11 protein-coding genes are annotated in these 13169 nt (G+C 64.7%); 9 read left to right on the top strand and 2 right to left on the bottom strand.

From position 1 onward, the window contains the following. Window positions 1–5 precede the first annotated feature (5 nt). From ppc to ACIQUS_RS04625, 6 genes are all read left to right on the top strand, one after another. Entirely contained in the window at window positions 6–2633 is a 2628-nt protein-coding gene (gene ppc, locus ACIQUS_RS04650; RefSeq protein WP_403043483.1) for a phosphoenolpyruvate carboxylase, read from the top strand. 253 nt (window positions 2634–2886) lie between these two features. Beyond that, the gene (gene adk, locus ACIQUS_RS04645; RefSeq protein WP_403043481.1) at window positions 2887–3537 is read left to right on the top strand and encodes an adenylate kinase; all 651 of its coding nucleotides are present in this window, start codon (window positions 2887–2889) and stop codon (window positions 3535–3537) included. Window positions 3538–3623: 86 nt separating this feature from the next. Beyond that, on the top strand, window positions 3624–4298 hold the full coding sequence (gene tsaB, locus ACIQUS_RS04640; RefSeq protein WP_403043478.1) for a tRNA (adenosine(37)-N6)-threonylcarbamoyltransferase complex dimerization subunit type 1 TsaB: 675 nt from the start codon (window positions 3624–3626) through the stop codon (window positions 4296–4298). Between the two features lie 131 nt (window positions 4299–4429). Further along, window positions 4430–4717, top strand: coding sequence for a hypothetical protein (locus tag ACIQUS_RS04635; protein ID WP_403043476.1), 288 nt, complete (start codon window positions 4430–4432; stop codon window positions 4715–4717). A gap of 3 nt (window positions 4718–4720) precedes the next feature. Further along, entirely contained in the window at window positions 4721–5590 is an 870-nt protein-coding gene (locus ACIQUS_RS04630) for a DUF72 domain-containing protein (protein ID WP_403043474.1), read from the top strand. A gap of 33 nt (window positions 5591–5623) precedes the next feature. Further along, window positions 5624–6454 carry an oxaloacetate decarboxylase gene (locus ACIQUS_RS04625; RefSeq protein WP_403043472.1) on the top strand — a complete coding sequence of 277 codons (831 nt, stop codon included), beginning with the start codon at window positions 5624–5626 and terminating at the stop codon, window positions 6452–6454. 24 nt (window positions 6455–6478) lie between these two features. Here the strand turns inward: ACIQUS_RS04625 and ACIQUS_RS04620 are convergent, their stop codons facing one another. After that, entirely contained in the window at window positions 6479–7099 is a 621-nt protein-coding gene (locus ACIQUS_RS04620; protein ID WP_403043469.1) for an energy transducer TonB, read from the bottom strand. A gap of 98 nt (window positions 7100–7197) precedes the next feature. Here ACIQUS_RS04620 and ACIQUS_RS04615 point away from each other — a divergent pair, with 98 nt between their 5' ends. After that, window positions 7198–7977, top strand: a complete 780-nt coding sequence (locus ACIQUS_RS04615) for a class I SAM-dependent methyltransferase (protein WP_403043467.1) — start codon at window positions 7198–7200, stop codon at window positions 7975–7977. A 141-nt stretch (window positions 7978–8118) separates the two neighbouring features. On the opposite strand, the gene ACIQUS_RS04610 is transcribed toward ACIQUS_RS04615, so the two are convergent. Further along, window positions 8119–8754 (bottom strand): TetR/AcrR family transcriptional regulator, encoded by a 636-nt coding sequence (locus tag ACIQUS_RS04610; RefSeq protein ID WP_403043465.1) that lies wholly within the window; start codon window positions 8752–8754, stop codon window positions 8119–8121. A gap of 192 nt (window positions 8755–8946) precedes the next feature. Between ACIQUS_RS04610 and ACIQUS_RS04605 the strand changes: the two genes are divergently transcribed. After that, window positions 8947–10050, top strand: a complete 1104-nt coding sequence (locus ACIQUS_RS04605; RefSeq protein ID WP_403043463.1) for an efflux RND transporter periplasmic adaptor subunit — start codon at window positions 8947–8949, stop codon at window positions 10048–10050. A 6-nt stretch (window positions 10051–10056) separates the two neighbouring features. Further along, a complete protein-coding gene (locus ACIQUS_RS04600; protein WP_403043461.1) occupies window positions 10057–13122 on the top strand; it encodes an efflux RND transporter permease subunit in 3066 nt (1021 codons plus the stop codon). Window positions 13123–13169: the final 47 nt, after the last annotated feature.

The following is a 13169-nucleotide window of genomic DNA, read 5'->3' as shown; positions in this document are numbered from 1 at the left end:
GGCTGATGACTGATATCGATGTGCGCTTGCGTGAAGATGTTCATCTGTTGGGCGAGTTGTTGGGCGATACCGTACGTGAGCAGTACGGCGAGGCGTTCCTGCAGAAGATCGAGGCCATTCGCCGCAGCGCCAAGGCCGACCGCAGTGGCAGTGCCGAGCAGTTGAGTTCGACCCTGGATGACCTTGCCGAAGACGAATTGCTGCCGGTGGCCAGGGCCTTCAACCAGTTTCTCAACCTGGCCAACATTGCCGAGCAGTACCAGTTGATCCGCCGTCGTGATGTCGGCCAGCCCGAACCCTTCGAGGCCCGGGTGTTGCCCGAGCTGCTGGCGCGGCTCAAGGCTGCCGGGCATAGTGAAGATGCCCTGGCGCGCCAGCTGGGCAAGCTGAACATCGAACTGGTGCTGACCGCGCATCCCACCGAAGTGGCGCGCCGCACACTGATCCAGAAGTACGATGCTATCGCTGCGCAACTGGCCGCCCAGGATCACCGCGACCTGATTCCGGCCGAGCGCGAGCAGATCCGCAGTCGGCTGCAGCGGCTGATTGCCGAAGCCTGGCACACCGAGGAAATCCGCCGTACCCGGCCGACTCCGGTGGACGAAGCCAAATGGGGCTTTGCGGTGATCGAGCATTCGCTCTGGCATGCCATTCCCCATCACCTGCGCAAGGTCGACAAGGCCCTGCATGAGGCCACCGGCCTGCGCCTGCCGCTGGAGGCCGCGCCGATCCGCTTCGCGTCCTGGATGGGGGGCGATCGCGACGGCAACCCCAATGTCACCGCCGCGGTGACCCGCGAGGTCCTGCTGCTGGCGCGCTGGATGGCGGCCGACCTGTTCCTGCGCGATATCGATTCCCTGGCCGCCGAGCTGTCCATGCAGCAGGCCAGCGACGCCCTGAGGGCCAGGGTGGGCGACTCGGCCGAGCCTTACCGGACGTTGCTCAAGCAGTTGCGTGACCGCCTGCGCGAAACCCGCGCCTGGGCGCAGAGCTCCCTGAGCACGCCACAAGCACCTTCGCCGCTGGTACTGCAGGACAACCAGGAGCTGTTCGAGCCATTGCAGTTGTGCTTTGACTCGCTGCACGCCTGTGGCATGGGTGTGATCGCTGACGGGCCGTTGCTCGACTGCCTGCGCCGGGCGGTGACCTTCGGCCTGTTCCTGGTGCGCCTGGACGTACGCCAGGACGCTGCGCGGCACACGGCAGCCCTGAGTGAAATTACCGATTACCTGGGCCTGGGACGCTATGCCGACTGGGACGAAGAGGCGCGCATCGCCTTCCTCCAGCAGGAACTCGCCAGCCGACGGCCGCTGCTGCCGGGCCACTTCAAGCCCCAGGCCGACACCGCTGAAGTGCTCGCCACCTGCCGTGAGATCGCCGCTGCACCGGCGGCCTCGCTGGGTTCCTATGTGATCTCCATGGCCGGCGCCGCATCCGACGTGCTGGCTGTGCAACTGCTGCTCAAGGAGGCCGGCGTACTGCGGCCGATGCGTGTGGTGCCGCTGTTCGAAACCCTGGCCGACCTCGACAACGCCGGCCCAGTGATGGAGCGCCTGCTGGGCCTGCCGGGCTACCGCAGTGGCCTGCATGGCCCGCAGGAAGTGATGATCGGCTATTCCGACTCGGCCAAGGATGCCGGCACCACGGCCGCGGCCTGGGCGCAGTACCGGGCGCAGGAGACGCTGGTGCGCATCTGCCATGAGCAGCAGGTCGAACTGCTGCTGTTCCACGGCCGTGGTGGCACTGTCGGGCGCGGTGGCGGACCGGCCCATGCGGCAATCCTGTCGCAGCCGCCAGGTTCGGTGGCCGGGCGCTTCCGTACCACCGAGCAGGGCGAGATGATTCGCTTCAAGTTCGGCCTGCCGGACATCGCCGAGCAGAACCTCAACCTGTACCTGGCCGCCGTGCTCGAAGCGACCCTGTTGCCGCCACCACCGCCGCAACCGGCCTGGCGCGAACTGATGGACCAACTGGCCGCCGACGGGGTCAAGGCCTACCGTGGGGTGGTGCGCGACAATCCCGAGTTCGTCGAGTACTTCCGCCAGTCCACCCCGGAACAGGAACTGGGGCGCCTTCCGCTGGGCAGCAGACCGGCCAAGCGCCGCGCCGGCGGTATCGAAAGCCTGCGGGCGATTCCGTGGATCTTCGGCTGGACCCAGACCCGCCTGATGCTACCCGCCTGGCTGGGCTGGGAAGCGGCACTGAACAACGCCCTGGCCCGTGGGCAGGGTGACTTGTTGGCGCAGATGCGCGAGCAGTGGCCGTTCTTCCGCACCCGCATCGACATGCTGGAGATGGTCCTGGCCAAGGCGGATGCCGATATCGCCCGTTCCTACGACGAACGTCTGGTGCAACCAGAACTGCGACCTTTGGGTGCACATTTGCGCGACCTATTGTCGCAGGCGTGCCGGGTGGTATTGGGCCTGACCGGGCAGCCGGTGCTACTGGCACATAGCCCTGAGACCCTGGAATTCATCCGCTTGCGCAACACCTACCTGGACCCGCTGCATCTATTGCAGGCCGAGTTGCTGGCCCGCTCCCGGGGCCGTGAGGCCGCTCTGGACAGCCCGCTGGAGCAGGCGTTGCTGGTTACCGTGGCGGGTATCGCGGCAGGTTTGCGCAACACCGGTTGAGCCGTGGTTGCTACAGCCCGGTCTTGCTGTGAGGCAGGCAAGATTGCTTGCAAAGCAACAGGTTGCGCTGGGCGCAACCTGTGCCTGGCGGAGTCGATGTATGGGGTTTTTTCCGACTTTCGACCGCTTGTGTGGCATTAAAGCGCTGTGTATCTTGAGCAGCCTTTTGACCAATTTGTGGTCATGACCCAATTGCGGACTTGGCCCTCTGCGCCGACTCCATTGATTTGCTTACAAAAATGAGGAGCACAAGATGCGCGTAATTCTGCTGGGAGCTCCCGGGGCCGGTAAAGGTACTCAGGCACAGTTCATCACCGAAAAATTCGGTATTCCACAGATCTCCACCGGCGACATGCTGCGCGCCGCAGTCAAGGCCGGCACCCCGCTGGGCCTGGAACTGAAAAAGGTCATGGATGCCGGCCAGCTGGTCTCGGACGAGCTGATCATCAGCCTGGTCAAGGAACGCATCGCCCAGCCCGACTGCGCCAACGGCTGCCTGTTCGACGGTTTCCCACGCACCATTCCACAGGCTGAGGCCATGGTGGCTGCGGGTGTCGACATCGACGCCGTGGTCGAGATCGCCGTCGACGACGAAGAGATCGTTGGCCGTATGGCCGGTCGCCGTGTGCACCTGGCTTCGGGCCGTACCTACCACATCCAGTACAACCCGCCGAAGGTCGAAGGCAAGGACGACGCCACCGGCGAAGACCTGATCCAGCGTGATGACGACAAGGAAGAGACCGTGCGTCATCGCCTGTCGGTCTACCACACCCAGACCAAGCCACTGGTCGACTTCTACCAGAAGCTGTCGGCTGCCAATGGCGGTTCGCCGAAGTACAGCCGCATCGAAGGCGTCGGCTCGGTCGAAGCCATCACTGCCAAGGTCCTGGCTGCCCTGAGCTGATCAGTACCCCTTGTGCAGACAACGGCCCGCTTGCGGGCCGTTGTTGTTTATAATGCCGCTCTTTTTTCATTTGCCTGGATACACCGATGACCACCTTGCTGGCCCTGGATACCGCCACTGAAGCCTGCTCCGTTGCCTTGCTGCATGACGGCAAGGTTTCCAGCCATTACGAGGTGATCCCGCGCCTGCATGCACAAAAGCTGCTGCCGATGATCCAGCAATTGCTGGTCGACGCCGGCACCACGCTGTCGGCGGTCGATGCCATTGCCTTCGGCCGTGGCCCAGGCGCCTTCACTGGCGTGCGCATCGCCATTGGCGTGGTCCAGGGCCTGGCCTTCGCCCTGGAGCGTCCGGTGCTGCCGGTATCCGACCTGGCGGTGCTGGCCCAGCGGGCCATGCGCGAGCGGGGCGTTTCGCAGGTGGCTGCGGCCATCGATGCCCGCATGGACGAGGTGTACTGGGGCTGCTACCAGGCCGTGGCCGGGGAAATGCGCCTGGTAGGCGATGAAGCGGTGCTACCGCCCGAGCGGGCGCAGCTGCCTGCCGATGCCCGCGGCGAGTGGTTCGGTGCGGGTACCGGCTGGGGCTATGCCGAGCGCATCGGCGTCACCCCGAGCGGCCAGGATGTAACCCTGCTGCCCCATGCCCAGGACCTGCTGACCCTGGCCACCTTCGCCTGGCAGCGGGGCGAGGCGATTGCCGCCGACCTCGCCCAGCCGGTCTACCTGCGCGACAACGTGGCGACGCCAAAAGCCCGCTGAGTGCAATTCGTCGGTTATTCCCAGGCCAAATAAAACCTTTTGCCCGATCTGTGGTCCAGTTATCAGTCGGGCATTAGCGAAGGATCACTGGTGCTGCTAAATTGCCATCAGACCCCCTGAGATAGATCGCCATGCGTATCGACGGTTTTTCCTCACAGTCCTATCCGATCAAGCGAGCCCCGCGCAAGGCGCCGGTACGTAACGATGACGTGGACGAGGACCTGCCGGGCGAATACGAAGTGCAGTCCCAGGCCAGCACCGGCCAGGCGCGCAGCGCCGGTTTGCCGGCCCGCCAGCAGGACATGATCTTCCCCCGGGCCCGCGACAAGCGCACCGCCCAGGCCCTGGCCAGCTACCTGACCACCTCGGGGTTCGTCGACTGGGAGATGGAAGTGCTGGGGCTGGACCTGTACATTTGATGGATGAGTCTGTCCACACTGCCTTATTTTCTCGGTTGCCCGTCCTGGAGTGAAAACGCCTGGCGCGAGTACCTGTACCCCGCAGACGCCAAAAGCGGCGATTTTCTCGGCCTCTACAGCCAGGTCTTCAATGCCGTTGAAGGCAACACCACCTTCTATGCCCGCCCGGCTCCGGCGACCCTCGAACGCTGGGCCCAGATCATGCCCGCGCACTTTCGCTTCACCGCCAAGTTTCCCGGTGACATCAGTCATGGCGGTGACCTTCGCGGGCAACTGACAGCAGCGCAGACCTTCATCGAATTGCTCAAGCCCCTGGGCGCGCGCGTAGCCCCTTACTGGCTGCAGTTGCCGGCAAGCTTCGGGCCGGCGCGGCTGGGGGAACTGGTGACCTTTCTCGACGAACTCGATGTGCCCATCGCCGTGGAGGTGCGCAACGACGCCTTCTTTGCCCGCGGCGATGAAGAGCGGCTGCTCAACCGGCTGCTGCTCGATCGTGGCATCGAACGCATCTGCCTGGACCCGCGTGCCTTGTTCAGTTGCACGTCGCGCGAGCCGGGTGTGCTGCATGCCCAGTCGAAGAAGCCCCGGGTACCGCCGCGCCCGGCAGCCTTCAGCCAGCACCCGCAGGTGCGCTTCATCGGCCACCCGGAACTGCAGGCCAACGAATCCTTTCTACTGCCATGGCTGGACAAGGTGGCTGCCTGGATCGAGGAAGGGCGAAGCCCCTATGTTTTCCTGCATACTGCCGACAATCGTCTGGCCGCAGCCCTGGCCCAGCGCTTTCATCGTGGACTGATGGAGCGCCTGCCCGGACTTGCGGCCTTGCCTGAACTGGACAGGACGCCTGAGGCCGAACAGCTCGGCCTGCTCTGAACGCGTCTTGCCGCCTGCCTGGGAGTCGTGATCATGGATGTGCAAACCCTGCGTGCCGAAGCCTTCAAAGCCCTGCATGAGCGTGACACTGCCTTCGTCATTCCCAACCCCTGGGATGCGGGTTCTGCCAAGCTGCTGGCGAGCCTGGGTTTCGAGGCCCTGGCCACCACCAGTGCCGGTCTTGCCTTCTCGCTGGGACGACCGGATGCCGAAGGGGCGATGACCCTGGCCGAAACACTGGACAACGCCCACGCCATTGTCGATGCCACGCCCTTGCCGGTGGCGGCTGACCTGGAAAACGGGTTCAGCGATGACCCCGAGGGCTGCGCCGAGGCCATTGTGCAGGCTGCGCAGGCGGGCCTTGTGGGCGGTTCCATCGAAGATGCCAGCGGCAACCCCGAGGAGCCGATCTACAGCTTCCATCACGCCGTGGCGCGCGTCGAAGCTGCGGTGGCTGCCGCCCGCAGCCTGGGGTTTCCCTTCGTGCTCTGCGCCCGGGCGGAAAACCTGCTGCATGGTCGCCAGGACCTGGATGACACCATTGCCCGCCTGCAGGCCTTTGCCGAAGCCGGCGCCGATGTCCTGTATGCGCCGGGTTTGCGGACTGCGCAGGAAATTCGCGCCGTGGTCCAGGCCGTGGCGCCCAAACCTGTGAACGTGTTGATGGGCATGTCTGGCGTGGACTTGAGTGTCAACCAGTTGCAAGACCTGGGTGTAAGGCGCATCAGCGTCGGCTCGTCACTGGCCCGCGCAGCCTATGGCGCGTTTTTTAGGGGCGCTGAGGAAATCATGCGCCAGGGCAGTTTCAGCTATGGCGAACAGGCGCTCTCATTCGATCAGTTGAACCAACTGTTCCGGCGTTGAGGCGGCATTGGCCGTCGCAGGAACTCAGGCGGCGATACGCACGTTGTTCAGCACCACCGGGCGGGCCCAGCGGGAATCGAAGTCCAGGGCCGATTGCTGGGCCACCAGGGTAGGGGCGTCGAACGGCTCGGGCGCCTTGTCCAGCAAATCCATCTCGAACTCGGCGATCGGCAGATGCAGGGGCTTGGGCTCGGGGCCCGGGCCCGGCTCGGGCAGCGGATGACCCTGGCTCATGACCACCGGGCGTACCCAGCTGTTGCTGATGTCCAGTTGGCGCTGTTGCTCGATCAGTTCGACGTCGCTGAAGGGCGGGGCGAGTTTTTCCAGCAGCTGCGGCTCGAGCTCGGCAATCGGCAGGAACAGCGGCTCAGGCGGGGCGATCTCGGTGTCCTGGACATTGCACAGGCGCTGGCTGTGAATGTGCGCCAGGACCTGGCTGCCACCAACAGGCTCGCCGGTGGCCTGGTCGACGGGGGTGGGGGAGAGGCTGCCCGGTTCACTGCCTTCAGCTTGCTGCTCGGCCAGGGCACGGGCAAAGAAATCCTGCCACAGGTGGCTGACGCCGCCCAATGCCTGGGTGTTGTGCCGGCCATAATTGCCAACGGGCGATAAATAGCCTGAGCTGAGCTGAAGAATGTCGGTCATGGCAGTCGCAGGCCGTCCCGGTCTGGCAAAATAGCGAATACTGCGTATATCGGCCGCGGCCGACGATCATTTAATTTTTTTGAGTACAGGATGTGAAGGTGGAGCAACAGGCGGACGGCGGTATCCGGGTCGAGGCGCTGACGGCCGAGTATCAGGCGCAAGCCGAAGAATGGGCACGGCGCCTGGACCTGCCTCTGGAAGACGACACGGCCGGGTTTGCCGTGCAGGTGGGCGTCGATGGCCTGCAGATCCAGCAGCTCGGGCCGCAGGCGCCGGGACCTGTGCGGGTCGACTTTGTCGAGGGTGCGGCGGCGCACCGGCGTGTGTACGGCGGGGGCAGCGGGCAGATGATCGCCAAGGCCGTGGGCATCGCCCAGGGCGTGCGCCCGCAAGTGCTCGACGCCACGGCCGGTCTGGGCAAGGATGCTTTCGTGCTGGCGAGCCTTGGCTGCCAGATGACCCTGATCGAGCGCCAGCCACTGGTTGCCGCGTTGCTCCAGGACGGCCTGGCCCGGGCCGCCGGCGATGCCGAGGTTGGGCCCATCGTCGCGCGCATGCAACTGCTTGCCGGCAATGCCATCGAACGGATGCGCAACTGGCAGGGCGAGCCGCCCCAGGTGATCTACCTCGACCCGATGTTCCCGCATCGCGACAAGAGCGCCCTGGTGAAAAAGGAAATGCGCGTGTTTCGCCCGCTGGTGGGCGACGACCTGGACGCACCGGCCTTGCTGGAAGCGGCCCTGGCGCTGGCCAGCCACCGGGTGGTGGTCAAGCGCCCGCGCAAGGCGCCGATCATCGACGGGCCAAAGCCCAGCCACAGCCTGGAAGGCAAGTCGAGCCGCTACGATATCTACCCGAAAAAAGCGCTCAAACCTTAGGGCTTTGTTCGACAAGTGCCTACGCGACGATCAGGCTGCGTTGAAAACAGGCTCGGAATGCTCATTGACAGCCAGTCAACTCCGCTTCCTCGCCTGTTTTCGCCTTGCCTGATCGCCGCTCGGCGACTTTTCGAACAAAGCCTACGGCTGGTAGGCGCGCATGAACAGCGCCACCACTTCCTGCACATGGGCTTCGGCGGCTTGTTCGTCCAGCGGCGGGGCGCAGCCGAGCAACAGACGGAAGTTCGCCGCGCCCTTGAGCAGGCAGAAGAAGTGCTCGGCGGCGTGGTCGGGTTTGTCGATGCGCAGCAGGCCGCGCTGATCGACGGTGCGCAGCAAGGCCTCCATCTCGCGCAGCACGCGCAAGGGGCCTGCCTCGAAGAAGAACTGGCTGAACGTCGGGTCCTGGTTGCCCAGGGCGATGATCAGGCGGTGCAGGTTGACCGACTCGTCACTGCTGATCAGTGCCTGGAAGCCCCGGCCGATGTTCAGCAGCACCGACTCCAGTGCCACGCCTTCGGGCAATTCGAAAATCAGTTCGGGCAACTGCGCCTTGCAGGTCGCCATCACCGCCGAGGAGAACAGTGTCTCCTTGTCGGTGAAATGGCTGTAGACCGTCAGTTTTGAAACACCTGCCGCTGTCGCGACCGCATCCATGCTGGTGCTGGCATAGCCAAGGGTAAGAAACAGCTGCTTGGCCGCCTCGAGAATGGCCTGGCGCTTGGCCAGGTCTTTGGGCCGGCCTGGGCCGGTGGGAGCGGTGAGATCGTTGGGCATGGGGACGTGTACAGGTTCCAGTTGGTGCACATGGTACATCGCCGGCCCGTTCCGGGCTGGCAGTTATCGACATAAGGGCGGCGTGTTAATACGTTTTTTCTCTTGGGCCGACGCTTCCCCGGTCTGGCTCCCTGATTTAATATACCCGCGAGTATAAATATTCCAAGCGCCACTCGCGAAAGGTCATTCATCATGTTGCGCCATGCCTTGCCCCTCGCCCTGCCCATCGCCCTTGCCGCGCTGCTGTCTGCCTGCGGGCAGGAGAGTGTGCCGCAGACGTCCCTGCGTCCTGCCATGGTGGTGCAACCGCAGCCGGCCAGTGCCGCTGCCGACAGCTACCCGGGCGAGGTGCGTGCGCGCTTCGAGCCGGAGCTGGCGTTTCGCATCGGCGGCAAGGTCAGCAAGCGACTGGTCGAAGAAGGGCAGCGGGTCAAGGCCGAGCAGCCGCTGGCCGAGCTGGACCCGCAGGACGTGCGCTTGCAGCTGGAGGCCAGCCGCGCCCAACTGGCCGCCGCCGAGGCCAACCTGACCCTGGTCAAGGCCGAACGCGATCGCTACAAGACCCTGCTCGACCGGCAGATGGTCAGCCGTTCTCAATTCGACAATGCCGAAAACCTCTATCGCGCAGGCCAGGCCCGGCTAAAGCAGGTGCGCGCCGAATTCGACGTGGCCGGTAACCAGGCCGAATACGCAGTGCTGCGGGCCTCCCAGGACGGCGTGATCGCCAAGCGCCAGGTGGAAGTGGGGCAGGTGGTGTCCGCCGGGCAGACCGTGTTCACCCTGGCCGCCGATGGCGAGCGTGAGGTGCTGATCGGCCTGCCGGAGCAGCAGTTCGGTCGCTTCAAGGTCGGTCAGCCGGTGTCGGTGGAGCTCTGGTCGCAACCGGATGAGCGCTTCAGCGGCCGCATCCGCGAGCTGTCGCCTTCGGCCGATCCACGTTCACGCACCTTCGCCGCACGCATTGCCTTCAGCGCCGGCAAGGTGCCGGCAGAGCTGGGCCAGAGCGCGCGGGTGTATATCCAGCATGCCCAGCAGGTGCCGCTGTCGGTGCCATTGTCGGCGCTGACCGCGGAGAACGGCCAGACCTACGTCTGGCGCGTGGATGCCAACAACACCCTCAAACGTGTACCGGTGCGGGTGGGCGCCTATGGCGAAAGCAGCGTTCCGGTGCTCGAAGGCCTCAATGCCTCGGACTGGGTAGTGGCGGCCGGCGTGCATGTGCTTCAGGAGGGGCAACAGGTGCGTCCGGTGGATCGTTCCAATCGCGTGGTGAATCTGGCGGCTAACAAGGAGTAAGTCCCGATGGGTTTCAACCTTTCCGCCTGGGCACTGCGCAATCGGCAGATCGTACTGTTCTTGATGATTCTCTTGGCGGTGGTCGGCGCCTTGTCCTACACCAAACTGGGGCAGAGCGAAGACCCGCCATTCACCTTCAAGGCCATGGTGATCCGCACCAACTGGCCGGGGGCCAGTGCCGAGGAAGTCTCGCGCCAGGTCACCGAGCGCATTGAAAAGAAGCTCATGGAGACCGGCGAGTACGAGAAGATCGTGTCCTTCTCGCGCCCCGGTGAGTCCCAGGTCACCTTCATGGCCCGCGATTCCATGCATTCGGCCGATATCCCCGAGCTGTGGTACCAGATCCGCAAGAAGGTCGCCGACATCCGCCACAGCCTGCCGCCCGGCATCCAGGGGCCGTTCTTCAACGACGAGTTCGGTACTACCTTCGGCAACATCTACGCGCTGACCGGCGAAGGCTTCGACTATGCCGTGCTCAAGGACTATGCCGACCGGGTGCAGATCCAGCTGCAACGGGTCAAGGACGTGGGCAAGGTCGAGCTGCTGGGCCTGCAGGACGAGAAGATCTGGATCGAGCTGTCCAACCTCAAGCTGGCGACCCTCGGCCTGCCGCTGGCCGCCGTGCAGCAGGCCCTTGAGGAGCAGAACGCGGTCAGCACCGCCGGCTTCTTCGAGACCCCCAGCGAACGCCTGCAACTGCGGGTGAGCGGGCGTTTCGATACGGTCGAGCAGATTGAACAGTTCCCGATCCGGGTGGGCGATCGCACTTTCCGGATCGGCGATGTGGCGCAGGTGCGCCGTGGCTTCAACGACCCACCCGCACCGCGCATGCGTTTCATGGGTGAAGACGCCATTGGCCTTGCCGTGTCGATGAAGCCCGGCGGCGATATCCTGGTGCTGGGCAAGGCCCTGGAAATCGAGTTCGCCCGCATCGCCCACAACCTGCCGGCCGGTATGGAGCTGCGCAAGGTCTCCGACCAGCCGGCAGCGGTGAAGACCGGTGTCGGCGAGTTCGTCAAGGTGCTGGTCGAGGCGCTGGCGATCGTCCTGGTGGTGAGTTTCTTCTCCTTGGGGATGCGCACCGGCCTGGTGGTGGCCCTGGCCATCCCGCTGGTGCTGGCCATGACCTTCGCCACCATGTACTACCTGGGAATCGGCCTGCACAAGATCTCCCTGGGTGCGTTGGTGTTGGCCCTGGGCTTGCTGGTGGACGATGCGATCATTGCTGTCGAGATGATGGCGATCAAGATGGAGCAGGGCTTCGACCGCCTCAAGGCTGCCAGCTATGCCTGGACCAGCACGGCCTTCCCGATGCTCACCGGCACCCTGATCACCGCCGCAGGCTTCCTGCCGATTGCCACTGCGCAATCCGGCACTGGCGAGTACACCCGCTCGATCTTCCAGGTGGTGACCATTGCCTTGATCGCCTCCTGGATCGCCGCCGTGGTCTTTGTCCCCTACCTGGGCGAGCGCCTGCTGCCGGACCTGGCCAAACTGCATGCGGCCAAGCACGGTACTGCCGACGGTGGCCCGGACCCTTACGGCACCCCCTTCTATCAGCGGGTCCGACGCCTGGTAGGCTGGTGCGTGGAACGGCGCAAGACGGTGATCGTGGCAACCATTGCGCTGTTTGTCGGCAGCATCCTGTTGTTCCGTTTCGTGCCCCAGCAGTTCTTCCCGGCTTCCGGGCGGCTGGAGCTGATGGTCGACCTGAAACTGGCCGAAGGGGCGTCGCTGAGCAATACCACCGAGCAGGTACAACGCCTGGAAGCGATGCTCAAGGAGCGTGCCGGGATCGACAACTACGTGGCCTATGTCGGCACCGGTTCGCCGCGCTTCTACCTGCCGCTGGACCAGCAACTGCCGGCGGCCAGCTTCGCCCAGTTCGTGGTCCTGGCCAAGACCATCGAGGAACGTGAAGCCCTGCGCAGCTGGTTGATCAGCACCCTAGACGAACAGTTCCCCGACCTGCGCTCGCGGGTCACGCGCCTGGAGAACGGTCCGCCCGTGGGGTACCCGGTGCAGTTTCGCGTGACCGGCGAGCACATCGAGCAAGTGCGTGCCCTGGCGCGCAAGGTGGCGGCCAAGGTGCGCGAGAACCCCCATGTGGTCAACGTGCACCTGGACTGGGAAGAACCGAGCAAGGTGGTCTACCTGAACATCGACCAGGACCGCGCCCGCGCCTTGGGGGTGAGCACCGCCAACCTGGCCAGGTTCCTGCAAAGTTCGCTGACCGGCTCCTCGGTCAGCCAGTTCCGAGAAGACAACGAGCTGATCGAGATCCTCCTGCGCGGTACCCAGCAGGAGCGCACCGAGCTTGCCAACCTGCCGAGCCTGGCGGTGCCCACCGACAATGGTCGCAGCGTGGCCCTGTCGCAGGTGGCGACCCTGGAGTACGGCTTCGAGGAAGGCATCATCTGGCACCGCAACCGCCTGCCCAATGTCACGGTGCGGGCCGACATCTACGGCAAGGAGCAGCCGGTTAGCCTGGTCAAGCAGATCCTGCCGACCCTGGACCCGGTTCGCGCCGAGCTGCCCGATGGCTACCTGCTGGAAGTCGGTGGCACGGTGGAAGACTCCACCCGCGGACAAAAGTCGGTGAACGCCGGGGTGCCGCTGTTCATCGTGGTGGTGCTGACCTTGTTGATGCTGCAGTTGCGCAGTTTCTCGCGCACAGTGATGGTGTTCCTGACTGCGCCCCTGGGGCTGATCGGGGTGACCCTGTTCCTGCTGGTGTTCCGCCAGCCGTTCGGCTTTGTCGCCATGCTCGGGACCATTGCCCTGTCGGGGATGATCATGCGCAACTCGGTGATCCTGGTCGATCAGATCGAACAGGACATCGCCGCGGGCCTTGACCGCTGGCAGGCGATTATCGAGGCGACGGTACGGCGCTTCCGGCCGATCGTGCTGACCGCCCTGGCGGCGGTGCTGGCGATGATCCCGCTGTCTCGCAGCGTGTTCTTCGGGCCGATGGCGGTGGCGATCATGGGCGGTTTGATCGTGGCGACGGCGTTGACGCTGTTGTTCCTGCCGGCCTTGTATGCGGCGTGGTTCAGGGTGAAGAAGGCCTGAGGGCCTCATCGCGGGTCAAGCCCGCTCCCACAATGGTCTGTGGGAGC

This window comes from Pseudomonas sp. NPDC090755, from assembly GCF_044769005.1.
Lineage (GTDB): Bacteria > Pseudomonadota > Gammaproteobacteria > Pseudomonadales > Pseudomonadaceae > Aquipseudomonas.
Note: the sequence above shows the minus strand (reverse complement) of the source record. Positions and strands in the feature narration are given on the sequence as shown.

Coding starts and splice junctions, on each gene's coding strand:
- ACIQUS_RS04605 (WP_403043463.1), top strand. CDS start 8,947: ATGTTGCGCCATGCCTTGCCCCTCGCCCTGCCCATCGCCCTTGCCGCG.
- tsaB (WP_403043478.1), top strand. CDS start 3,624: ATGACCACCTTGCTGGCCCTGGATACCGCCACTGAAGCCTGCTCCGTT.
- adk (WP_403043481.1), top strand. CDS start 2,887: ATGCGCGTAATTCTGCTGGGAGCTCCCGGGGCCGGTAAAGGTACTCAG.
- ACIQUS_RS04610 (WP_403043465.1), bottom strand. CDS start 8,754: ATGCCCAACGATCTCACCGCTCCCACCGGCCCAGGCCGGCCCAAAGAC.
- ACIQUS_RS04620 (WP_403043469.1), bottom strand. CDS start 7,099: ATGACCGACATTCTTCAGCTCAGCTCAGGCTATTTATCGCCCGTTGGC.
- ACIQUS_RS04625 (WP_403043472.1), top strand. CDS start 5,624: ATGGATGTGCAAACCCTGCGTGCCGAAGCCTTCAAAGCCCTGCATGAG.
- ppc (WP_403043483.1), top strand. CDS start 6: ATGACTGATATCGATGTGCGCTTGCGTGAAGATGTTCATCTGTTGGGC.
- ACIQUS_RS04635 (WP_403043476.1), top strand. CDS start 4,430: ATGCGTATCGACGGTTTTTCCTCACAGTCCTATCCGATCAAGCGAGCC.
- ACIQUS_RS04630 (WP_403043474.1), top strand. CDS start 4,721: ATGAGTCTGTCCACACTGCCTTATTTTCTCGGTTGCCCGTCCTGGAGT.
- ACIQUS_RS04600 (WP_403043461.1), top strand. CDS start 10,057: ATGGGTTTCAACCTTTCCGCCTGGGCACTGCGCAATCGGCAGATCGTA.